At 72.9% G+C, this 21,109-nt stretch carries 21 protein-coding genes and 1 riboswitch; of the genes, 10 read left to right on the top strand and 11 right to left on the bottom strand.

All coding sequences use genetic code 11. From position 1 onward, the window contains the following. Window positions 1–72 precede the first annotated feature (72 nt). Both ACZ303_RS00615 and ACZ303_RS00610 read left to right on the top strand, forming a co-directional pair. The gene (locus tag ACZ303_RS00615; RefSeq protein WP_467333560.1) at window positions 73–708 is read left to right on the top strand and encodes a TetR/AcrR family transcriptional regulator; all 636 of its coding nucleotides are present in this window, start codon (window positions 73–75) and stop codon (window positions 706–708) included. A gap of 359 nt (window positions 709–1,067) precedes the next feature. Further along, window positions 1,068–2,576, top strand: coding sequence for a phytoene desaturase family protein (locus tag ACZ303_RS00610; RefSeq protein WP_467333558.1), 1,509 nt, complete (start codon window positions 1,068–1,070; stop codon window positions 2,574–2,576). A 30-nt stretch (window positions 2,577–2,606) separates the two neighbouring features. Here ACZ303_RS00610 and ACZ303_RS00605 read toward each other — a convergent pair whose 3' ends face one another. The 5 genes from ACZ303_RS00605 to ACZ303_RS00585 all read right to left on the bottom strand — a co-directional run bounded on the left by ACZ303_RS00605 (window position 2,607) and on the right by ACZ303_RS00585 (window position 7,090). Continuing rightward, on the bottom strand, window positions 2,607–3,527 hold the full coding sequence (locus ACZ303_RS00605; protein WP_467333556.1) for a hypothetical protein: 921 nt from the start codon (window positions 3,525–3,527) through the stop codon (window positions 2,607–2,609). A gap of 40 nt (window positions 3,528–3,567) precedes the next feature. Continuing rightward, window positions 3,568–4,485 (bottom strand): methylenetetrahydrofolate reductase [NAD(P)H], encoded by a 918-nt coding sequence (gene metF / locus ACZ303_RS00600; protein ID WP_467333554.1) that lies wholly within the window; start codon window positions 4,483–4,485, stop codon window positions 3,568–3,570. Between the two features lie 187 nt (window positions 4,486–4,672). Then, complete coding sequence (gene thiE / locus ACZ303_RS00595; protein ID WP_467333552.1) at window positions 4,673–5,326, bottom strand: thiamine phosphate synthase; 654 nt, start codon at window positions 5,324–5,326, stop codon at window positions 4,673–4,675. 138 nt (window positions 5,327–5,464) lie between these two features. Next, window positions 5,465–5,830, bottom strand: coding sequence for an Rv2175c family DNA-binding protein (locus tag ACZ303_RS00590; RefSeq protein ID WP_467333550.1), 366 nt, complete (start codon window positions 5,828–5,830; stop codon window positions 5,465–5,467). A gap of 90 nt (window positions 5,831–5,920) precedes the next feature. Further along, the gene (locus tag ACZ303_RS00585; protein WP_467334582.1) at window positions 5,921–7,090 is read right to left on the bottom strand and encodes an NAD(P)/FAD-dependent oxidoreductase; all 1,170 of its coding nucleotides are present in this window, start codon (window positions 7,088–7,090) and stop codon (window positions 5,921–5,923) included. Window positions 7,091–7,342: 252 nt separating this feature from the next. After that, window positions 7,343–7,455, top strand: a riboswitch (TPP riboswitch). Here ACZ303_RS00585 and thiO point away from each other — a divergent pair. The 5 genes from thiO (at window position 7,453) to ACZ303_RS00560 (ending at window position 12,656) form a co-directional block, all read left to right on the top strand. Then, entirely contained in the window at window positions 7,453–8,643 is a 1,191-nt protein-coding gene (gene thiO / locus ACZ303_RS00580; RefSeq protein WP_467333548.1) for a glycine oxidase ThiO, read from the top strand. It overlaps the preceding riboswitch by 3 nt. Continuing rightward, complete coding sequence (gene thiS, locus ACZ303_RS00575; RefSeq protein WP_467333546.1) at window positions 8,640–8,879, top strand: sulfur carrier protein ThiS; 240 nt, start codon at window positions 8,640–8,642, stop codon at window positions 8,877–8,879. The genes thiO and thiS overlap by 4 nt, the downstream gene beginning before the upstream one ends. 9 nt (window positions 8,880–8,888) lie before the next feature. Next, a complete protein-coding gene (locus tag ACZ303_RS00570) occupies window positions 8,889–9,689 on the top strand; it encodes a thiazole synthase (RefSeq protein ID WP_467333545.1) in 801 nt (266 codons plus the stop codon). A 120-nt stretch (window positions 9,690–9,809) separates the two neighbouring features. Beyond that, a complete protein-coding gene (gene pknB / locus ACZ303_RS00565; RefSeq protein WP_467333542.1) occupies window positions 9,810–11,765 on the top strand; it encodes a Stk1 family PASTA domain-containing Ser/Thr kinase in 1,956 nt (651 codons plus the stop codon). Between the two features lie 3 nt (window positions 11,766–11,768). Then, on the top strand, window positions 11,769–12,656 hold the full coding sequence (locus tag ACZ303_RS00560; protein ID WP_467333540.1) for a deoxyribonuclease IV: 888 nt from the start codon (window positions 11,769–11,771) through the stop codon (window positions 12,654–12,656). 18 nt (window positions 12,657–12,674) lie between these two features. Here ACZ303_RS00560 and ACZ303_RS00555 read toward each other — a convergent pair whose 3' ends face one another. Continuing rightward, a complete protein-coding gene (locus ACZ303_RS00555; protein ID WP_467333538.1) occupies window positions 12,675–13,298 on the bottom strand; it encodes a sulfite oxidase-like oxidoreductase in 624 nt (207 codons plus the stop codon). A 188-nt stretch (window positions 13,299–13,486) separates the two neighbouring features. On the opposite strand from ACZ303_RS00555, the gene bfr reads away from it, so the two are divergent. After that, window positions 13,487–13,975: a bacterioferritin gene (gene bfr, locus ACZ303_RS00550; RefSeq protein ID WP_467333536.1), complete on the top strand. Its 489-nt coding sequence runs from the start codon at window positions 13,487–13,489 to the stop codon at window positions 13,973–13,975. A gap of 32 nt (window positions 13,976–14,007) precedes the next feature. Here bfr and ACZ303_RS00545 read toward each other — a convergent pair whose 3' ends face one another. Next, window positions 14,008–14,262 carry a (2Fe-2S)-binding protein gene (locus ACZ303_RS00545; protein ID WP_467333534.1) on the bottom strand — a complete coding sequence of 85 codons (255 nt, stop codon included), beginning with the start codon at window positions 14,260–14,262 and terminating at the stop codon, window positions 14,008–14,010. 122 nt (window positions 14,263–14,384) lie between these two features. Beyond that, complete coding sequence (locus ACZ303_RS00540; RefSeq protein WP_467333532.1) at window positions 14,385–15,734, bottom strand: class II 3-deoxy-7-phosphoheptulonate synthase; 1,350 nt, start codon at window positions 15,732–15,734, stop codon at window positions 14,385–14,387. Between the two features lie 177 nt (window positions 15,735–15,911). On the opposite strand from ACZ303_RS00540, the gene ACZ303_RS00535 reads away from it, so the two are divergent. Both ACZ303_RS00535 and ACZ303_RS00530 read left to right on the top strand, forming a co-directional pair. Then, on the top strand, window positions 15,912–15,968 hold the full coding sequence (locus tag ACZ303_RS00535) for a trp operon leader peptide (RefSeq protein ID WP_467334580.1): 57 nt from the start codon (window positions 15,912–15,914) through the stop codon (window positions 15,966–15,968). A gap of 97 nt (window positions 15,969–16,065) precedes the next feature. After that, entirely contained in the window at window positions 16,066–17,979 is a 1,914-nt protein-coding gene (locus ACZ303_RS00530) for an anthranilate synthase family protein (protein WP_467333530.1), read from the top strand. Window positions 17,980–18,103: 124 nt separating this feature from the next. Here the strand turns inward: ACZ303_RS00530 and ACZ303_RS00525 are convergent, their stop codons facing one another. From ACZ303_RS00525 to macS, 3 genes are read right to left on the bottom strand one after another with little or no spacing between them, the layout of a single operon-like run. Further along, on the bottom strand, window positions 18,104–19,135 hold the full coding sequence (locus ACZ303_RS00525) for a 6-phosphofructokinase (RefSeq protein WP_467333528.1): 1,032 nt from the start codon (window positions 19,133–19,135) through the stop codon (window positions 18,104–18,106). 55 nt (window positions 19,136–19,190) lie between these two features. Next, window positions 19,191–19,862: a response regulator gene (locus ACZ303_RS00520; RefSeq protein WP_467333526.1), complete on the bottom strand. Its 672-nt coding sequence runs from the start codon at window positions 19,860–19,862 to the stop codon at window positions 19,191–19,193. After that, window positions 19,859–21,097 carry a MacS family sensor histidine kinase gene (gene macS, locus ACZ303_RS00515; protein WP_467333524.1) on the bottom strand — a complete coding sequence of 413 codons (1,239 nt, stop codon included), beginning with the start codon at window positions 21,095–21,097 and terminating at the stop codon, window positions 19,859–19,861. The genes ACZ303_RS00520 and macS overlap by 4 nt, the downstream gene beginning before the upstream one ends. Window positions 21,098–21,109 lie beyond the last annotated feature (12 nt).

The following is a 21,109-nucleotide window of genomic DNA, read 5'->3' as shown; positions in this document are numbered from 1 at the left end:
GCGAATGCCCCAGCCCGGCGGGGAGTTCGGCGTAGCCGCCGACAGGCGGGCTGCGGCAGGGAGAATCACCTCATGGACAGCTGCAGTACGCGCCGCCTCAACACCCGGCGGAAGCTCTTCGAAGCCGCGGTCACCCTCATCGCCGAACAGGGCTTCTCCTCCACCACCGTGGACGAGATCGCCGAACGGGCCGGAGTCGCCAAGGGCACGGTCTACTACAACTTCGCGAGCAAGACCGTTCTCTTCGAGGAGCTGCTGCGGCACGGCATAGAGCGGCTGACCGACTCCCTGCGACGGGCCGCCGACGAGACGGCCGAGCACGGCGGCGGCCGGATCGACGCCCTGGACGCCATGATCCGCGCCGGGCTGGACTTCGTCGCGCACCACCCGTCGCTGACCCGGCTCTACGTGGCGGAGTTGTGGCGGACCGGCCGGGCCTGGCAGCCGACGCTGACGCAGGTGCGGCAAAAGGCCATCGAGGCGATCGAGTCCGTCCTGCGGGAGGCGGTCGCGGCGGGTGAGCTGAGCGAGGACGTCGACGTCCCGCTGACGGCGTCCGCGCTGTGCGGGATGGTGCTGGTGGCGGCCCTGGACTGGCAGTCGTTCCAGCCGGAACGGTCGGTCGACGAGGTGCACGCGGCCCTCTCACGACTGCTCCGGGGGCGGTTCGGCGGCGGCATCCACCAGCGGGGCCCCACGGGTCCGTAGCACTCTCAGGTTCGTAGCGCTCGCCGGTCCATAGCGCTCGCCGGTCCGTACCGCTGCCTCGCACGCGCTGTTCCGGCGCCGACCGATCCCCCTCGGCCGACGCCGGAACGGCGTTCCCCCGTGCTCCCCCGAGCCCCCGTTCCCTCGGAGCTCCCGTGCTCCCCCGGTCACGGTCGGGGCCGCGGGCCGTTCCGCCGCCCCGTGTCGGCGGTGCCGGGCCCGCGCCCCTTCCGTGAGCACTACTCTTCCCTGCTCCGGCGCGCGGCCCATCCGCGCGACTACTCATCTCGTCCTCTGAGTACGCGTACTCACGCCTGAGCGTTCAGCCTCAGTGCGCACGTGCGGATACAGTCGCTCCCATGGCACGAATTGCGGTGATCGGCGCCGGGATGGGCGCGATGGCAGCCGCCGCCAGGCTGGCCGTCGCGGGCCACCGGGTGGCGGTGTACGAGCGGGCGGCGACGCACGGCGGTGGCGTCGGGCGGCTGGCCCGGGACGGTTTCGTCTTCGACACGGGGCCGGGGCTGTTGCACCTGCCGGCGGTCTACCGCGATCTGTTCGTCAAGACCGGCAAGGAGTCGCTGGAGCGGAGCGTCGAGCTCGTCCAGGTCGACCCCGCGAGCGGCCATCTCTTCGCGGACGGCACCGCGGTGTCCCTGCCCAACGCCTCCCGGGCCGGTGTCGTCGAGGCGCTGGACGGCGCGATCGGCCCGGGTGCCGGGGAGCGCTGGAGCGAGCTGGTCAACCGGGCGCGCGAGGTCTGGGACGCGACCCGGCGGCCGCTGCTGGAGGAGCCGCTGCACGGCGAACCGGCCGTCCGCGAGGCGCTGGGGCGCGACCCGTATCCGGCGGTGCGCCGACGCGGCCTGTTCCGGCGGAGCGCCGCGCCCACGCTCGCGTCCGTCGCCGAGCGGGAGTTGCGGGATCCCCGGCTGATCGCGCTCCTGGAGAGCCACGCCCTGGCGTACGGGCTCGATCCGCGGCAGGTGCCAGCGAGCGCGACGGTGCTGCCGTACATGGAGCAGACCTTCGGCAGTTGGTACGTGCGCGGTGGGATGCGGGGGCTGGCGGACGCGCTGCACGCGCGGTGCGTGGCACGCCGGGTGGAGTTCCGCTTCGGCGTGGAGGTGGTGGGCCTGGTGGAGAAGGACGGCCGTGCCGCCGGTGTCGAGCTGGCCGGCGGGGAGGTGGCCGAGGCGGACATGGTGGTCGCCGGGGTGTCACCCGGGCGGCTGGCCGCGATCGCGCCGGGCGCGGCCGGCGGTCCCGCCGCCGCGGTGCCGCCCGGCAGGTTCACCGTCTTCCTGGCCCTGCGCGGGGCCCGCCCCGAGGACATCGCGCACCGCACGGTGGTCCACGCCCCGGACCGCGCGGCGGAGTTGGCGGCGGTCTTCGGCGAAGCGTCCGGTGGGCTCGCCTACCGGCCGACGGTGACGGTGCTGCGCCCCGACGACCCGGCCACCCGCCCGGACGACGGCCATGAGGCCGTCACGCTCACCGCGACGGTCGCGCCGCACGGAAAGGCCGACTGGGCCGACGAGACGGCCGCCGCCGCCTTCGCGGAGCGGATGACCGACGCCGCCGCGAAGGCGATTCCGGGGCTGCGGGAGCGGCTGCTGTGGCGGGAGTTCCGCACTCCGGCCGACACGGAGGTGACGACCGGCGCCGAGGGCGGGGGTGTGCCCGCGCCCGTACTGGCCGGTGCCGGCGGCGCGTTCCTGCGACCGGGGAACGCCACGGACGTGTCCGGTCTGTACCTCGCGGGTGGTTTCGCCCACCCCGGCGGCGGGCTCGCCCACGCCGGGATGTCCGGGGCGATGGTCGCCGGCCTGATCGTGGACGGGGCCGACTGGCGCGGCTCGCAGTGAGCCCGCGGTGAACCCCGTCCCGGGGGCGGGTCAGTAGCGGTACTGCTGCTCGTCGTAGCCCGGCAGTTGCTGGGGGTAGGGCTGCTGCTGGGGGTTGGGCGGGGGCGGGTTCTCGCCGTCGCGCTGCTGGGGGACCCAGACGCCGCCGGGCGGGGTGTCGTAGGGCTGCTGCCCGTAGGCGTCGGCGGGGTAGGCGCCCTGGCCGTACTGCTGCTGCGGGTAGGACACCGGCTGGCCGAACGCGTCGTACTGCTCGTAGGTCTGCTGCTGGCGGCTGCCGATGTACGGGTCGGAGTACGCGGCGTACTGCCCCTGACCGTAGTCGAATTGGCCGCCGGGGGCGGGTCCGGGCGCAGTGGCGGGGTCGGGCGCCTGGCCGCCGTAGGTGTCGTAGGGGCCGAAGCCGTTGGCGTCCTGGCCGGTCGCGGTGGTGCCGTAGCCGGTGTCGTCGGCGTAGTTCCCGTACGGGCCCGCGGGGTTGGCCTGGGTGACGTCCGGCATCGGCTGCGCGGCGGTGCGCAGCGGGGCGTCGGGCACCAGCTCCGGCTCGTCGCCCGGCTCGGGGATCGGTTCGAAGACGGCGGTGTCGTCGTGCTGCCGGGTGGGCTCGGGGAGCGGGGCGGAGGGCCGGTCGCCGCCCTTGCGGCGCCGCCCGGACCGGGGCTTTGCCGCGTCGGCGGAGGGCGCGCCGCCCTTGTCGCGGCGGAGCGCCCAGCCGGTGGAGAAGCCCCGCCGGAAGGAGAGCGTCACGTAGGTCTGGCCGATCGCGAAGGCGATGGCGCCCACCGCGATGACCACGACGGACGGGATGACGACGCCCACGACCACACCGAGGAAGCCCACGAAGGCGAGGAGCCGCCAGCGCAGTCGCGCCTTGTACTGGAGCAGGACCTCGCCCAGCAGCCAGAGCGCGACGACGCCGAACGCGATATAGAGGACCGTCCAGCCCATTTACGCCCCTCTCATGCGGCCGTCTCCCACGGGACGGCCGTCAGGACCGCTGGTGCAGTCCCAGATTCTCGTAGATTTCCAGCGTCGCCGTGGAGTGGTTCAGGGTAATGAAGTGCAACCCGGGAATTTCCTCGGCCATCAACCGAGCGCACAGCTGCGTGGCGTACTCGATCCCGATCGAGCGTACAGCGGCCGGATCGTTCTTGACCGCGAGGATCCGCTCGGCCAGCTCGGGCGGGAAGGCGGCGTTGCTGAGCTGTGCGAATCGTTCGATCTGGCGGACGTTGGTGACCGGCATGATCTCGGGAATGATCGGGGTGTCGCAGCCGGCCGCCGCGACCCGGTCGCGCAGCCGCAGATAGTCCTCCGGGTAGAAGAACATCTGGGTGATGGCGAAGTCGGCACCGGCCCGGCACTTGTCCACGAAGTGCCGGATGTCGGTTTCCCAGTTGTCCGAGCGCGGGTGCATCTCGGGGAACGCGGCGACGCCGACGCAGAAGTCGCCCGATTCCTTGATGAGCCTGACGAGGTCGGCGGCGTAGCGGACGCCGTCGGGGTGGTGCACCCACTCGCCCATGGGGTCGCCGGGCGGATCGCCGCGCAGCGCGAGCATGTTGCGGATGCCGACATCGGCGTACTGGCCGATGATGTTGCGCAGTTCGGCCGTCGAGTGGTTGACCGCCGTGAGGTGGGCGACGGGTGTGAGGGTGGTGTCGGTCGCCATCCGCTCCGTCACCCGCACGGTGCCCTCACGGGAGGAGCCTCCGGCGCCGTAGGTCACGGAGACGAAGGTGGGGCCGACCGCCTCGATGCGGCGGATGGCGTTCCACAGGGTCCGTTCGCCCTTCTCGGACCTCGGTGCCGCGAACTCGAACGAATACGAGCGCTCGCCGGAAGCGAGCAGGTCACGCACTGTGCGCGCGTGGTCTGTCCTGGTGGAGGCTGTACCAAGGGCCATACCGGCAAGTTAACCAGCGCTCGACCGGAGCCCCAACCCTTCACTTCGATATGCCCGATACGCCGGGCTTCCGTCCGCGTTCCGGACGGTCTGTTCATGTTCCGTTGACGTTCCCTTGGCGGTCTCCCTGCGGTCCGCCGACCGTCGGAGCCCTGCGGACGGCCGCGGCGGGCCGGCGTTCCGGTGGCTACGCTCCGTAGGCGCGGACACGCTTGGCGAGCGTCGCCGCGGCGTCGCCCGGGTCGTCGGCCTCGGTGATCGCGCGGACCACGACGACCCGCCGGGCACCGGCGTCCAGCACCTCGTCCAGATTGCCCGCGTCGATCCCGCCGATCGCGAACCAGGGGCGTACGGGCTCCAGCGCGGCGGCGTAGCGGACCAGGGACAGCCCCGGGGCGTACCGCCCGGGCTTGGTGGGGGTGGGCCAGCAGGGGCCGGTGCAGAAATAGTCCACGCCGGGCTCGGCGACGGCGGCGTCGACCTCGGTCTCGGCGTGGGTGGAGCGGCCGATGAGCACGTCCTCGCCGAGGATCGCGCGGGCGGCCGGCACGGGCAGGTCGCCCTGGCCCAGGTGCAGCACGTCGGAGCCGATGGCGTGCGCGACGTCCGCGCGGTCGTTGACCGCGACGAGCCGGCCGTGGCGGCGGGCGGCGTCGGCGAGGACGGCGAGGTGCTCCAGCTCCTCGCCCGCCTCCATGCCCTTGTCGCGCAGCTGGACGATGTCCACGCCGGCGGCGAGCACCGCGTCCAGGAACTCGGGCAGGTCGCCCTGGCGCTTGCGGGCGTCGGTGCACAGATACAGCCGGGCATCGGCGAGCCGCTCGCGTGCGGTGACGGACATGGGTGTCTCCCCCCGGGTCGGCGGCGTACGGGCAGGGGCGCGCCCCTGCCCGTACGCCGGACGGTGTTCTCCACGCGGTTCTCCGCGTCCCGCGCGCTTACCCGCGCGGCTACCGCGCCTGTGCGCGGGTCGGGCGGCTCAGACGGCCAGCGCCTGGGCGCGGCGCTTCACCTCCGTGCCGCGATTCTCGCGCAGGGCCTGCGCAGGGGTGCCCGGCAGGGTCGGGTCGGCCGTGAACAGCCACTCCAGCATCTCCTCGTCGCTGAAGCCGTCGTCCCGCAGCAGGGTCAAGGTGCCGGCCAGGCCCTTGATCACCTTGCCGTCGCCGATGAAGTCGGCGGGCACCATGAGCACTCGGTTCTCGCCACGGCGCACCGCGATCAGCTGGCCTTCCTTGACCAGCTGCCGGACGCGCGTCACCTCGACGCCGAGGTTTTCGGCTACGTCGGGGAGGTTGAGCCAGGCGGGGACGAGAGCATCGATCTTTGCGTCAATCTCGGTCACGGGACAAGCCTGCCATCTGGGACTGACAGTCGGTAGCCGGGTTGACCCGACACGGGCCCAGCGAGTCGCCCACGAACCCCCGCCCGGCCGTCACACGGCGGCCGCCTTGAGCGGCAGCGACGCGTTCGCGGTCCTCGTACGGTCCAGGGTCGCGCCGCGCTCGATGAGCTTGCGCCCCTGGGCCAGGTCCCGGGGCCGGCCGACGGCCAGCAGCGCGACGAGGACGTCGTCACGCAGCCAGCACACGCTCCAGGCGGCGCTCGTGGGATCGCCGCGCCACACCAATTCGTCGCTGTCGAGGTGGTGGCCGGCGTACTGCACGAAACGGCCGAACTGCTCGGACCAGAAGTAGGGCACCGGGTCGTAGACCGGGCCCGGGGCCGGGGCGAGCACGATGTTCTGGGCGACGGTCCGCGGGCCCTGGAGGGCGTTGTCCCAGTGGTGGACCAGCAGCCGCTCGCCGTAGCGGGCGGAGGGGAAGGAGGCGCAGTCGCCGACCGCGTGGACGTCGGGCAGGGTCGTGCGCAGCCGCTCGTCGGCGGCCACCGAACCGTCCGCCGCGAGCTCGACGCCCGAGCCGGCCAGCCAGTCGGTCGCCGGCCGCGCCCCGATGCCCACGACCACCGCGCCGGCCGCCAGCCGGGTGCCGTCGGCCAGCACCACCGCGCCCGGCTCCACCGCGGCCACGCGGGCGCCGGTGAGCAGCCGGGCGCCGCTGTCGGCGTACCAGGTGGCCATGTGGGCGGCGACCTCGGCGGGCAGGGCGCCCGCCAGCGGCCGGTCGGCGGCCTCCACGACGGTCACCCGGCAGCCGGCCTCGCGGGCGGCGGTCGCGAACTCCGCGCCGATCCAGCCCGCGCCGACGGCCACCACGTCGTGCTGCTCGGCCAGCACCGGCCGCAGCCGCTGCGCGTCGTCCAGGGTGCGCAGCAGGTGCACGCCGGGGACGTCCTCGCTGCCGGGGAGCTCCAGGGGCCGCGCGCCGGTGGCGATGACCAGCACGTCGTATGGGACCGGGCCGGCGGTGGTGTCCAGCAGCCGCTCATCGGCGCGCAGGCCGGTGACGTCGACGCCGAGGCGCAGGTCTATGCCGAGGGACGCGAAGTCCACCTCGAACGCGGACCCCTCCGCCTTGCCCAGCAGCACGGCCTTGGAGAGCGGCGGCCTGTCGTACGGCGGGTGGGGCTCGGCGCCCAGCAGCGTGACGGTGCCGGACCAGCCCTGTTCGCGCAGGGCCACGGCGGTCTGCACGCCGGCCATCCCGGCGCCCACGATGACGACGCGACGGTCACTGGAGGTATGGGTTTCTTCCCGGTGCTCGCTCACCCGATCAACTGTAGGGCGGGGGCCGGGCCGGACCGGAGCACCGTGTGACGAGACCTCTGACACAGCGTCACGGTGTTTGGCGTGCTCCGGCGCCCGGCGCGGCGCGCGGGACGGGCTCCCGGGCGCCTCCGGGCGCCCCCATCCGGCCTTCCGGTCGCTTCGGGGCCCGTACTAGGGTGGCCGCTGCAAAGCACTCGCGGGAGCCCGGACGCACCGGGCTGAGAGGGAGGCTGGACGGCCTCCGACCGTACGAACCTGATCCGGGTCATGCCGGCGAAGGGAGGGGCTGGACACTCATGTACGCGTTGTCCACCGCGTCACCGGGGACGTGCGACGTCCTCGTCATCGGCGGCGGTGTCATCGGCCTGGTCACGGCGTGGCGGGCGGCCCAGCGCGGCCTGCGCACCGCCGTCGCGGACCCGTCGCCCGGCGGCGGGGCGGCACAGGTCGCGGCCGGGATGCTGGCCGCGGTGACCGAACTGCACTACGGCGAGGAGCGGCTGCTCGCGCTCAACCTCGCCTCCGCGCGGCGCTATCCGCGGTTCACGGCCGAGCTGGAGGAGGCGAGCGGCCAGGACACCGGCTACCGCGCGTGCGGCACGCTCGCCGTGGCCCTGGACGCCGACGACCGGGAGCACCTGCGGGAGCTGCACGAACTCCAGCTGCGGTCCGGTCTGGAGTCGCAGTGGCTCTCGGGGCGCGAGTGCCGCCGCCTGGAGCCGATGCTCGCGCCGGGCGTGCGCGGGGGTGTGCGGGTGGACGGCGACCACCAGACCGATCCGCGGCGGCTCGCCGCGGCCCTGCTCACCGCGTGCGAGCGGGCCGGGGTGGCCTTCCACCGCGCGCCGGCGGTACGGCTCCTCGTCGCCCGGGACCGCGCCGTGGGCGCCGAGCTCTCCGACGGCACCCGCCTGTCCGCCGGCCAGACGGTGCTCGCCGCGGGCAGCCGCAGCGGCACCCTCGCGGGCGTGCCCGACGCGGTCCTGCCGCCGGTCCGCCCGGTCAAGGGCCAGGTCCTGCGGCTGCGCGTGCCCCCCGTGTACGCCTCCGCGCACCGGCCCTTCCTCTCCCGGACCGTACGGGCGGTGGTGCGCGGCGGCCATGTGTACCTGGTGCCGCGCGAGAACGGTGAGCTGGTCGTCGGCGCGACCACCGAGGAGCTCGGCTGGGACACCACCGTCACCGCGGGCGGCGTCTACGAGCTGCTGCGCGACGCCCACGAGCTGGTGCCCGGCATCACCGAGCTGCCCCTGGTGGAGACCCGCGCCGGGCTGCGCCCCGGCTCCCCCGACAACGCGCCCCTGCTCGGCCCGACGGACCTGCCGGGGCTGCACACCGCCACCGGCCACCACCGCAACGGCGTGCTGCTCACGCCGGTGACGGGTGACGTCATGGCCGAGGTGCTGACCACCGGACGGCTGCCCGAGGAGGCCCGTCCCTTCTCCCCCCGACGCTTCTCGAACGCCAGCCAGGAGCTGCCCGTATGAACCCCACCGACCCCACCGACAGCCCCGAGGCCCACGTCGGCATCAGCGTCAACGGCGAGAGCCGCGCGATTCCCACGGGCCTGACGCTCGACACCCTGGTGGCCTCGCTCACCACGGCCCCCACCGGTGTCGCGGCCGCCGTCAACGAGGCGGTCGTACCGCGCGGCCAGTGGCCCGCCACCACACTCGGCGACGGCGACCGCGTCGAGGTCCTCACCGCGGTACAGGGAGGCTGATCAGCTCCGATGGCAGACGACCTGCTCACCATCGCCGACACCACGTTCACCTCGCGCCTGATCATGGGTACGGGCGGCGCGCCCAGCCTCGACGTCCTGGAGCGCGCGCTGCTGGCCTCCGGCACCGAGCTGACCACCGTCGCGATGCGCCGGCTCGACGCGAGCGTGCGGGGCTCGGTCCTGTCGGTCCTCACCCGGCACGGCATCCGGGTGCTGCCGAACACCGCGGGCTGCTTCACCGCCGGCGAGGCCGTCCTCACCGCCCGGCTGGCCCGGGAGGCGCTCGGCACGGACTGGGTCAAGCTCGAAGTGATCGCCGACGAGCGCACCCTGCTGCCGGACCCGATCGAGCTGCTGGACGCCGCGGAGATCCTGGTGGACGACGGCTTCACGGTGCTGCCGTACACCAACGACGACCCCGTCCTCGCCCGCAAGCTGGAGGACGTGGGCTGTGCGGCGATCATGCCGCTGGGCTCGCCCATCGGCTCCGGGCTCGGCATCCGCAACCCGCACAACTTCCAGCTGATCACCGAGCGCGCGGGGGTGCCGGTGATCCTCGACGCGGGCGCGGGCACGGCCTCCGACGTGGCTCTGGCCATGGAGCTGGGCTGCGCCGCGGTGATGCTCGCCTCGGCGGTCACCCGTGCCCAGGAGCCGGCCCTCATGGCGGAGGCGATGCGGCACGCGGTGGAGGCGGGCCGCCTGGCGCACCGGGCGGGCCGGATTCCGCGCCGCCACTTCGCCGAGGCGTCTTCTCCTGCGGAGGGCTTGGCCCGGTTGGATCCTGAGCGACCGGCGTTCGGCCCGTAACCGGGGGCGAGCCCCCGGGCCCCCCTTTGTCATCAAACGCCGGACGGGCTGGATGAGCCGGCCGGGCGGGGTCGACAAGGGCGGGGGCCCGGCCGGCTCGGCGCCTCTTAGACTCGTCCCGTGGATACGACGCTAGGGGACCCGCTCGTCGGGCATACGCTCGACGGCCGCTACCGAGTCGAGGCGCGCATCGCCGTCGGTGGCATGGCCACGGTCTACCGCGCCCTCGACACCCGGCTCGACCGGGTGCTCGCGCTGAAGGTGATGCATCCCGGCCTCGCCGCCGACGACGCCTTCGTGGAGCGGTTCATCCGTGAGGCGAAGTCCGTGGCGCGGCTCGACCACCCCAATGTGGTGAGCGTCTTCGACCAGGGCACGGACGGCACGTACGTCTATCTCGCGATGGAGTACGTGGCCGGCTGCACCCTGCGCGACGTACTGCGCGAGCGCGGCGCCCTGCAGCCGCGCGCCGCCCTCGACATCGCGGAGCCGGTCCTGGCGGCGCTGGGCGCGGCCCACCTCGCGGGGCTGGTGCACCGCGACATGAAGCCGGAGAACGTGCTGATCGGCGACGACGGCCGGGTGAAGGTCGCCGACTTCGGGCTCGTACGGGCGGTGGACACCAACACCACCGCCTCCACCGGCTCGGTCCTCGGGACGGTGTCGTATCTGGCCCCCGAGCAGATCGAGCACGGCACGGCCGACACCCGCGTGGACGTCTACGCCTGTGGTGTCGTGCTCTACGAGATGCTCACCGGCGCCAAGCCGCACGGCGGCAGCACCGCCGCCCAGGTGCTCTACCAGCACCTGCACGAGGACGTTCCGCCGCCGTCGGCCGCCGTGCCGGGTCTCGCGCCCGCGCTGGACGAGCTGGTGGCCGGCGCCACCGCCCGCGAGCCGGGGCTGCGCCCCGCCGACGCGGCGGGACTGCTCGCGCTGGTGCGCGCGGCGCGCGAGGGGCTGACCGACGAGGAGCTGGACGCGGTGCCGCCGCAGGCGACGGCCGGCGGCCGGTCCGCCGCGCCGGCCGGTGCCGAGGAGCGTACGAGCGTGCTGCCCCGGCCGGCCGTGGCCCGGCCCCTGCCACCGCAGGCGGCCGAGGACGAGCTGAACCGCACCACGCGTCTGGAGCCGATTCCCCCCGCCCCGCCGGCCCCCGACGCCCCGCGGCCCGCGCGGGGCCGTCCGCTGCCCCGGCGCGGCCTGCTCGCGGTGCTCGCCGCGGTGCTGGTGGTGCTGGTGGGCTCCGGCATCTGGTACATCAACTCCGGCCAGTTCACCACCGTCCCGGCCGTCCTGGACATGCCGCAGGAGAAGGCCGAGAAGGAGCTGGGCAAGGCCGGGCTCGGGGTGAAGGTCAAGCAGGACTTCAGCGACACCGTCGAGCGCGGCCGGGTGATGACGACGGACCCCGGCACCGGTGAGCGCATCCGCAACACCGGCAAGGTGACCATCACCGTCTCGCGCGGACCGGCGCGTTCCGAGGTGCCCAATGTCGTCGGCATGCCGCTCGACAAGGCGAAGGAGAAGATCAAGGGCGCGGGTCTGGCAGTCGGTGAGATCGGTCAGCAGTTCAGCGGCGAGACCCCGCAGGGCTCGGTACTGGCCACCGATCCGGCGCCCGGCGTGGAGCGCCGGCCGGACACCCCCGTGGCGCTGACCGTCAGCAAGGGCCAGGTGCTGGACGTGCCGGACGTGAGCGGCCTGTCCGTCGCGGACGCCACCGCCGCCCTGGGCCAGAAGGGCCTGCGGGCGGAGGTCTCGCAGAACCGGGTCTTCTCCGACAAGCCCAAGGACACGGTGGCGGAGCAGTCCCCCGGCAAGGGCGCGCAGGCGGCCAAGGGCGACACCGTGACCCTCACGGTCTCCAAGGGCCAGGAGATGGTCACCGTCCCCGACGTCACCGGCAAGAGCGAGGCCGAGGCCAAGGCGGCCCTCACGGCGGTGGGCTTCAAGGTCAAGGTGGAGCGGCCGTTCTTCTTCCCCCGCGACTCGGTCGAGAGCCAGTCGGTCAAGGGCGGCGACCAGGCGCCCAAGGGCGGCGAGATCACCATCAAGCTCAAGGGCGGTCTGTAGACCATGGGCCCGGCCATCGACCGCGCACGCGCGCGCAACCCCATCGGCGGGCACATCCCCGTCGCCGGCGGCCTCGCCAAGGTCGGCCTGCCCTACGCCCGGGAGATGGGCTCCGAGGCCGTGCAGGTCTTCGTCGCCAACCCGCGCGGCTGGGCGACCCCGGCGGGCAACCCCCGGCAGGACGAGGAGTTCCGCGCCGCCTGCGCGGACGAGTCGCTGCCGGTGTACGTCCATGCCCCGTATCTGATCAATTTCGGCTCGCACACCGAGGCGACCGCGGAGCTGTCCGTGGAGTCGATGCGGCACTCGCTGCGCCGGGGCCGGGCGATCGGCGCGCGCGGTGTCGTCGTGCACACGGGCTCGGCGACCGGCGGTCGGCACCGCCGCGAGGCGCTGGCGCAGGTCCACGAGCGGCTGCTGCCGCTGCTGGACGAGCTGACCGAGGACGATCCCTGGGTGCTGCTGGAGCCGACGGCCGGTCAGGGCGCCTCGCTGTGCTCACAGGTGTGGGACCTGGGCCCGTACTTCGAGGCGCTGGAGAGCCACCCGCGGCTCGGGGTCTGCCTGGACACCTGCCATGTCTTCGCGGCGGGTCACGACCTGGCGGGGATCGGCGGGATGAAGCAGACCCTGGACGACCTGGTCTCGGTCGTGGGCGAGGGGCGGCTGAAGCTGATCCACGCCAATGACTCCAAGGAGGGCGTGGGCGCGCACCGGGACCGGCACGAGAACATCGGCTCCGGCCACATCGGCGCCGACCCGTTCGCGGAGCTGTTCACGCACCCCGCGACGGAGGGCGTGCCGCTGACGATCGAGACGCCGGGCGGCAAGGAGGGGCACGCCGCGGACGTGGCGCGGTTGAAGGCGCTGCGCGGGGGCGTCGCCCTCTAGCGGATCCGCCGCGGGTCCTCAGACCTCGGGGCCGTCGCCCGGCTGTTCCTGGTAGGTGTAGCGCTGCTCGCGCCAGGGGTCGCCCACGTTGTGGTAGCCGCGCTCCTCCCAGAAGCCGCGGCGGTCGGCGGTCATGTACTCCACGCCGCGCACCCACTTGGGGCCCTTCCAGGCGTACAGGTGCGGGACGACCAGCCGGACCGGGAAGCCGTGCTCGGCGGTCAGGAGCTCGCCGTCCTTGTGCGTGGCGAAGATGGTCTTCTCGGCGGTGAAGTCCGCCAGCCGCAGATTCGAGCTGAAGCCGTATTCCGCCCACACCATGACATGGGTGACCTCGGGCGCGGGCGGGGCGAGTTCGAGGATCGTACGGGCCGAGACACCTCCCCACTCGGCGTCGAGCATGCTGTACTTCGTGACGCAGTGCAGATCCGCGACCACCGTCGAATACGGGAGGGCGGAGAATTCGTCGTGCGTCCAGCAGTGCTTGTCGCCGTCGGCGGTCGAACCGAAGACCCGGAACTCCCAGCGCTCCGGTTTGAACTTCGGGACCGGTCCGTAGTGCGTCACCGGCCATCCGCGCTGGAGGCGCTGCCCCGGGGGAAGCTGAAGATGTTCCCCTTTGCGGCTTTCCGACTGACCCATGACTCCATGGTGTCAGACCTTTGACGGTGCTGATGACCAGGGGTTCCGCTATTGGGGCAACTCCCACTAAGTGTGCACTTACTGGACGGTTTCGAGGGGCGGTGCGAGGATTCCCGCAACCTGCCAGTCACCCGCCCCCACAGCCCTGAACGGCCGTGGGAGGTGCCCCCAGGAAGGAGCACTCTGCAATGCAGGGCGACCCCGAGGTCATCGAATTCCTCAATGAACAGCTGACTGCCGAGCTCACCGCGATCAATCAGTACTTCCTGCACGCGAAAATGCAGGAGCACCTCGGCTGGACGAAGATCGCCGCACACACCCGCGCCGAGTCGTTCGACGAGATGCGGCACGCGGAGGTGCTGACCGACCGGATCCTGTTCCTGGAAGGGCTGCCGAACTACCAGCGGCTCTTCCATGTGCGGATCGGGCAGTCGATCGTGGAGATGTTCCAGGCCGACCGGCAGGTGGAGGTCGAGGCCATCGACCGGCTCAAGCGCGGGGTGGAGGTCATGCGGGCCAAGGGCGACATCACCTCGGCGAACATCTTCGAGTCGATCCTCGCGGACGAGGAGGACCACATCGACTATCTCGACACCCAGCTGGACCTGATCGAGAAGCTCGGCGAACCGCTCTACCTCGCACAGTTCATCGAGCAGTCGAACGGCGGATCGGACTGAACGGCGGAGCGGATCGACGGCTCCGGCGGACGCTAGGCCGCCCGCGCCCGCTCCACCGCGGGTATGTCGGCCTCGAGCACCCCGGAGCCCCCCTGGTCGGCCAGCTCGCGGCGCGGGCACGCGCCACGGCCGAGCAGGGACTGGATGCGGCGCACGCAGCTGCCGCAGTCGGTGCCGGCCTTGCTGGCGGAGGCTATCTGGCGGGGCGTGCACGCCCCCTTGTCCGCGTGCTCACGCACCTGCTGCTCCGTGATGCCGAAGCACGAGCAGACGTACACGCGGTTCACCGCCCTACCGGGTTGATCAATAAGGTTACCCTTACCTTACCCGGACGGGTGGCCGAATAACAACGGCGTGGGGCGCGGATCACCCGGATCCGCGCCCCACGCCATTTGATCAGCCCGTTCTCCTACTGGTCGCGGTACATCTCCGCCACCAGGAACGCCAGGTCCAGCGACTGGCTGCGGTTGAGCCGCGGGTCGCAGGCCGTCTCGTAGCGCTGGTGCAGGTCGTCGACGAAGATCTCGTCGCCGCCGCCCACGCACTCCGTGACGTCGTCGCCGGTCAGCTCGACGTGGATGCCGCCCGGGTGGGTGCCGAGGCCCTTGTGGACCTCGAAGAAGCCCTTGACCTCGTCCAGCACGTCGTCGAAGCGCCGGGTCTTGTGACCGGAGGCCGCCTCGAAGGTGTTGCCGTGCATCGGGTCGCAGATCCAGGCGACCTGCGCGCCGGAGGCGGTGACCTTCTCGACCAGCGTCGGGAGCTTGTCCCGGACCTTGTCGGCGCCCATGCGGCTGATGAAGGTCAGCCGGCCGGGCTCGCGCTCGGGGTCGAGCCGCTCGATGAGGGTCAGCGCGTCCTCGGGCGTCGTGGTCGGGCCCAGCTTCACGCCGATCGGGTTACGGATCTTCGACGCGAACTCGATGTGCGCCCCGTCCAGCTGCCGGGTGCGCTCACCGATCCAGACCATGTGGCCCGAGACGTCGTAGAGGTCGCCGGTGCGCGAGTCGACGCGGGTCAGCGAGGACTCGTAGTCGAGGACGAGCGCCTCGTGGGATGCGTAGAACTCGACGGTCTTGAACTCCTCCGGGTCGACCCCGCAGGCGTTCATGAAGTTCATCGCCCGGTCGATCTCGCGGGCGAGCGCCTCGTAGCGCTGACCGGAGGGCGAGGACTTCACGAAGTCCTGGTTCCAGGCGTGCACCTGGCGCAGGTCCGCGTAGCCACCGGTGGTGAACGCGCGCACCAGGTTCAGCGTCGCGGCGGAGGCGTGGTACATCCGCTTCAGGCGCTGCGGGTCCGGCGTACGGGCCTCGGGCGTGAAGGCGAAGCCGTTGACGGAGTCACCGCGGTAGGTCGGCAGGGTCACGCCGTCGCGGGTCTCGGTCGGCTTCGAGCGCGGCTTGCTGTACTGACCGGCGATCCGGCCGACCTTCACCACGGGCACGGAGCCCGCGTAGGTCAGGACGGCGCCCATCTGCAGGAGCGTCTTGAGCTTGTTGCGGATCTGGTCGGCACCGACGGCGTCGAACGCCTCGGCGCAGTCGCCGCCCTGGAGCAGGAACGCCTCACCGCGGGCGACGGCTCCCAGGCGCTGGCGCAGCTGGTCGCACTCGCCCGCGAAGACGAGAGGCGGATAGGACTCGAGCTCGGCGATCACATCGCGCAGAGCCTCTTGGTCCGGCCAGTCGGGCTGCTGCGCCGCGGGAAGGGAGCGCCAGGTGTTGCCACCGGCGGGGAGTTCAGCGTTCACGGTCACGCTCCAACCCTACGGGGTCGGGGCGGCTGTCCATCGCCCGGACCGCACTGTGAGACACATCGGGCGCACAGTGAGACGGCGCACGCCCCCCTGAGGCGCGGCGCACGCCCCTTACGCCCCCGGCGCTCCCTCCCAGGACCGGCTCGCCTCCATCGGACGTCCGGTAGGGTGCGGAGCATGTTCGCGCCGACGATTCAGAACTGGTGGTGGACCGCTCATCCGGCGGCCCACTGATCGCGCGTACATCGACTGACGCACCGCGAAGGCCGCCCGAGGGGCGGCCTTCGGTGTTTCCCGGGCCGTTCCTCCCTCACCGGAAGGAACTCCCCGCATGCCCGACACCATCGCCCTTTTGGCACGGCTGACCGACGCCGCCTGCCCGCCCTTCGCCCTGCTCCACCGCCGCACCCCCGGCCGGGACGGTGACGGCGTCGAGCTGCTCCTGGGCCCCGTGGAGGAGTGCGCGCGGCTCACCGACATCCCCCTCCCCGCCTGCGGTCCCACCGACGGCCGGCCGGTGGTCGACGCCCTCGCCCTCATCCCGTTCCGGCAGATCCGCGAGCGCGGCTTCGACGCCCGCGACGACGGCACGCCGCTGGCGGTGCTGCGCCCGCGGGAGTGCCACGAGCTGCCGCTCGCCGACGTCCTCGCCGCCCTTCCCGCGCACGAGGTCCGGGTGGAGGGCGGCGCCTTCGACGTGGGCGACGAGGAGTACGCGCGGATCGTCGAGCGCGTCATCGAGGACGAGATCGGCTCGGGCGAGGGCGCCAATTTCGTCATCCGGCGCACCTTCGAGGGCGAGATCCACGGCTTCGGCGCGGCCGACGCCCTGGCGCTGTTCCGCCGGCTGCTGGCCGGCGAGCGCGGCGCGTACTGGACGTACGTCGTGCACACCGGCGACCGGACCCTCGTGGGCGCCAGCCCGGAGGCGCACGTGCGGATGTCCGGCGGCACGGTCGTGATGAACCCGATCAGCGGCACCTACCGCTACCCCGCCGAGGGCCCCACCAAGGACGGGCTGCTGGCCTTCCTGCACGACCGCAAGGAGGTGGAGGAGCTGTCCATGGTCGTGGACGAGGAGCTGAAGATGATGTGCACCGTCGGCGACATGGGCGGCGTGGTCGTCGGGCCGCGGCTCAAGGAGATGGCGCACCTGGCCCACACGGAGTACGAGCTGCGGGGCCGCTCCTCGCTGGACGTACGGGACGTGCTGCGGGAGACGATGTTCGCGGCGACGGTGACCGGCTCCCCGGTGCAGAACGCCTGCCGGGTCATCGAGCGGCACGAACCGGGTGGGCGCGGCTACTACGCCGGGGCGCTGGCCCTCATCGGCCGGGACGCCGGCGGCGACCGGACCCTCGACTCGCCGATCCTGATCCGCACCGCCGACATCGACCGGCGCGGCCGGCTGCGGCTGCCGGTCGGCGCGACGCTGGTGCGCCACTCCGACCCGTACGGCGAGGTCGCCGAGACCCACGCCAAGGCGGCGGGCGTCCTCGCGGCGCTCGGTGTCCCCCGCACGGCGCGGCGGGACGCGGCCGCCGCCCCGGTGACGCGGTTCGCGGACGACCCCGACGTACGGGCCGCGCTCGACGCCCGCCGCGCCGACCTGGCCCCCTTCTGGCTGCGGATGCAGTCGACGACGTCGACGGCGCGGCTGAGCGGCCACGCGCTGGTCGTCGACGGCGAGGACACGTTCACGGCGATGCTGGCGCACCTGCTGCGCACGTCGGGCCTGGCGGTCACGGTGCGCCGCTACGACGAGCCGGGCCTGCGGGACGCGGCGCTGGCCCACGAGGGCCCGGTGGTGCTGGGCCCCGGCCCGGGCAACCCCTCCGACACCGCCGACCCGAAGATGCGGCTGCTGCGCGGCCTGGCGGCGGACCTGCTGAAGGGGCACCGGCACGGGCTGCTGGGCGTCTGCCTGGGCCATGAGCTGATCGCGGCGGAACTGGGCCTGGAGATCGTCCGCAAGCGGGTGCCGTTCCAGGGCGCGCAGGAGCGGATCGCCTTCTTCGGGCGCCAGGAGACGGTGGGCTTCTACAACACGTTCACCGCTGTGTGCGGTGACGTGACGGAGGCGGAGCTGGCGATGCACCGCGTCGAACTGAGCCGGGGCGCCTCCGGCGAGGTGCATGCGGTGCGGGGGCCCGGGTTCGCGGGCGTGCAGTTCCACCCGGAGTCGGTGCTGACGCTGGACGGGGCGCGGCTTGTGGCTGAGCTGCTGGCGTCGGTGCTGGTCTGAGGGGGTCACTCCCGCCCGCCCGCCCTTTGTCCTCAATCGCCGGACGGGCTCAGTTGAGCCCGTCCGGCGATTGAGGACACCCCGGCGGTAGCCGGGGCTCGCCGGCCCGCAGCCGGAACGACCGTCAGCCGAAGAAGACCTTGACCTCCTCATACCGCTCAGCCGGCACCGTCTTCAAACGAGCCGTCGCATCTGCCAGAGGCACCCGCACGATCTCCGTCCCCCGCAACGCCACCATCCGCCCGAAATCCCCGTCCCGCACAGCGGAAATCGCGTGCAACCCGAATCGCGTGGCCAGCCACCGGTCGAACGCGCTCGGCGTCCCGCCCCGCTGCACATGCCCCAGCACCGTCGTGCGCGCCTCCTCGCCCGTACGGCGTTCGATCTCGTTCGCCAGCCACTCCCCCACCCCGGACAGCCGTACGTGTCCGAAGGAGTCCTGCGCGGAGGCGTCCTTGAGCACGAGGTCGCCGTCCTTCGGCATGGCGCCCTCGGCGACCACCACGATCGGCGCGTAGCTGGCGCGGAAGCGGGACGTGACCCAGCCGCAGACCTCGTCGAGGTCGAAGCGCTGCTCGGGGATGAGGATGACGTTGGCGCCGCCGGCGAGGCCCGAGTGCAGGGCGATCCAGCCCGCGTGGCGGCCCATGACCTCCACGACGAGGACCCGCATGTGGGACTCGGCCGTGGTGTGCAGGCGGTCGATGGCCTCGGTGGCGATGTTGACCGCGGTGTCGAAGCCGAAGGTGTAGTCCGTGGCGGACAGGTCGTTGTCGATGGTCTTGGGGACGCCGACGCAGCGGATGCCGTACTCGGCGTGGAGCCGGGCGGCGACGCCGAGCGTGTCCTCGCCGCCGATGGCGATCAGGGCGTCGACCTCGTCCTTGGCGAGGTGTTCCCTGATCCGGTGGACGCCGTCGCGCTCCTTGAACGGGTTGGTGCGCGAGGAGCCGAGCACCGTGCCGCCGCGCGGCAGGATGCCCCGTACGGCGGGAATGCCGAGCCGTACGGTCGTGCCGTCGAGCAGTCCGCGCCAGCCGTCGCGGTAGCCGACGAATTCGTAGCGGTAGTCCTGGACGCCCTTGCGGACGACGGCGCGGATGACCGCGTTGAGCCCGGGGCAGTCACCACCGCCGGTCAGTACTCCGACCCGCATGACCTTCTCCCTTCAGCCGGGAAACAGCCGGGAACGGCGCCCGGCCGGCGAAGGGTCAGGCGTCGTCGAGACCTCGCTCTATCGCGTAGCGCACGAGCTCCACGCGGTTGTGCAACTGGAGCTTGCCCAAGGTGTTCTGAACATGGTTCTGCACCGTGCGGTGGGAAATAACCAGCCGTTCGGCGATCTGCTTGTACGACAAACCCTTGGCGACGAGCCGCAGGACCTCCGTCTCGCGGTCGGTCAGCTGCGGCGCCTTCGGCTCGTCGGGGGCGGCCGGGGCGGGGTCGGCGGCCAGTCGGCGGTACTCACCGAGGACGAGCCCGGCGAGGCCGGGGGTGAAGACCGGGTCGCCGGCGGCGGTCCGGCGCACGGCGTCGACGAGCTCGTCCGTACTGGCCGACTTCAGCAGATAGCCGGTCGCGCCGGACTTCACCGCCTCCAGGACGTCGGCGTGCTCACCGCTGGCGGAGAGCACCAGGACGCGCAGGGCGGGGTTCTCGCCCACCAGCTCCTTGCAGACGGCGACGCCGGGCAGGCCCGGCAGGTTGAGGTCGAGGACCAGCACGTCGGGCCCGGCGGCCCGGGCGCGGCGCACCGCCTGGGGGCCGTCGCCGGCGGTCGCCACCACGTCGAACCCGGCCGCCGCCAGGTCGCGGGCGACGGCGTCGCGCCACATGGGGTGGTCGTCGACCACCATGACCTTCACGGTCCGCTCGTCACTCATCGCTCGACCCCACTCCCCCGGCAAACCTTCGGAACCCTCAATTCGACTTCTGTGCCCTGCCCCGGGACGGACAGCAGCTCCGCGCTGCCGCCCAGGTCCCGCAGCCGGCCGCGGATCGACAGGGCGACGCCCATGCGCCCCTCCCGCTCCGCGTCGGCCAGCCGCCCGTCCGGGATGCCCGGGCCGTCGTCCCGCACGGTGACGATCACCTCGTCCGGTTCGTCCTCCAGCAGGATCCAGGCCCGCGCGCCGTCGCCGGCGTGCTGGTGGACATTGTCCAGCGCGGCACCGACAGCGGCCGCCAGCTCCGCCGCCGCGGCCGCCTCCAGCAGGACCGGCGTGCCCGGCCCGGCGAAGGAGACGTCGGCCCCGGCGTGCGGGGCGAGCAGCGCCCCCACGTCGCAGGGGCCCTCCGGGGCCCGGGCGGCGGGCAGGGGCGGTACGAGCCCGGCCAGCTCGGCGTCCTCGGCGGCCTGGGCGGGCGAGCCCTGCGGCGGCAGCAGCCCGCCCGCGACCAGCGTGCGCAACGCGATCTCCTGCTCACCGGCCATCCGGCCGAGCTCGGCCGCCTCGCCGCCCAGGGCCGCGCCCCGGCGCTGCACCATGGCCAGGACCTGGAGGACGCTGTCGTGGATGTCACGGGCCAGCCGCTCCCGCTCGCGGGTCGCGGCCTCGATCTGGAGGGCGCGGGCGAGCGTGCGCTCACTGGCTCGGGCGACCTCCACGATGTAGCCGATGGCGATGGAGGACACCCACACCAGGAGCACGTTGTGGACGGTGTCGCGGGCCGGGCTGCCGCGCTCGGCGAGGTTGGCGAGCGCCACCAGCGTGGAGCCGACGGCCGCCCAGCGCCAGCCGCCCTTGATGGCGCAGCCCAGCACGGCGCCGCCCGCCCAGATGGACGGGAGGGTGGCCGCGCCGCTGTCGATGCGTGCGGCGGAGTCGACGAACGAGGTGAGCAGGATGCCCGCCAGCGCGATGGAGAGGTCGGCGGCCAGGAACCGCTTGGTGCAGCGCTCGGGCGAGGCGACGCGGTTCCAGGTCAGCGCCATCCACAGGGTCAGTACGCCCATGTAGAGCGTGCCGCCGAGCGGGTGGGCGTAGTCGTGGTAGTTGAAGAGGAAGAGCGCGAGGGCGTACCCGAGCGTCAGGATCCGGTAGCCGGTGAGCGCCCGCCACAGCGGCAGCTCCACCGACATCCGTATGACGCGCGGCCTCTTGCTGCGCGGTGCCATCGTCCAACCCCC

The organism is Streptomyces sp. NPDC023527 (assembly GCF_055560115.1).
The sequence above is the reverse complement of the archived record's forward strand: the minus strand, read 5'-3'. Positions and strand labels throughout refer to the sequence as shown.

Coding starts and splice junctions, on each gene's coding strand:
- ACZ303_RS00525 (WP_467333528.1), bottom strand. CDS start 19,135: ATGCGGGTCGGAGTACTGACCGGCGGTGGTGACTGCCCCGGGCTCAAC.
- thiS (WP_467333546.1), top strand. CDS start 8,640: ATGAACCCCACCGACCCCACCGACAGCCCCGAGGCCCACGTCGGCATC.
- thiO (WP_467333548.1), top strand. CDS start 7,453: ATGTACGCGTTGTCCACCGCGTCACCGGGGACGTGCGACGTCCTCGTC.
- ACZ303_RS00585 (WP_467334582.1), bottom strand. CDS start 7,090: ATGGCCGGCGTGCAGACCGCCGTGGCCCTGCGCGAACAGGGCTGGTCC.
- ACZ303_RS00530 (WP_467333530.1), top strand. CDS start 16,066: ATGCCCGACACCATCGCCCTTTTGGCACGGCTGACCGACGCCGCCTGC.
- ACZ303_RS00610 (WP_467333558.1), top strand. CDS start 1,068: ATGGCACGAATTGCGGTGATCGGCGCCGGGATGGGCGCGATGGCAGCC.
- ACZ303_RS00615 (WP_467333560.1), top strand. CDS start 73: ATGGACAGCTGCAGTACGCGCCGCCTCAACACCCGGCGGAAGCTCTTC.
- thiE (WP_467333552.1), bottom strand. CDS start 5,326: ATGTCCGTCACCGCACGCGAGCGGCTCGCCGATGCCCGGCTGTATCTG.
- ACZ303_RS00570 (WP_467333545.1), top strand. CDS start 8,889: ATGGCAGACGACCTGCTCACCATCGCCGACACCACGTTCACCTCGCGC.
- ACZ303_RS00555 (WP_467333538.1), bottom strand. CDS start 13,298: ATGGGTCAGTCGGAAAGCCGCAAAGGGGAACATCTTCAGCTTCCCCCG.
- ACZ303_RS00560 (WP_467333540.1), top strand. CDS start 11,769: ATGGGCCCGGCCATCGACCGCGCACGCGCGCGCAACCCCATCGGCGGG.
- ACZ303_RS00605 (WP_467333556.1), bottom strand. CDS start 3,527: ATGGGCTGGACGGTCCTCTATATCGCGTTCGGCGTCGTCGCGCTCTGG.
- ACZ303_RS00520 (WP_467333526.1), bottom strand. CDS start 19,862: ATGAGTGACGAGCGGACCGTGAAGGTCATGGTGGTCGACGACCACCCC.
- bfr (WP_467333536.1), top strand. CDS start 13,487: ATGCAGGGCGACCCCGAGGTCATCGAATTCCTCAATGAACAGCTGACT.
- metF (WP_467333554.1), bottom strand. CDS start 4,485: ATGGCCCTTGGTACAGCCTCCACCAGGACAGACCACGCGCGCACAGTG.
- macS (WP_467333524.1), bottom strand. CDS start 21,097: ATGGCACCGCGCAGCAAGAGGCCGCGCGTCATACGGATGTCGGTGGAG.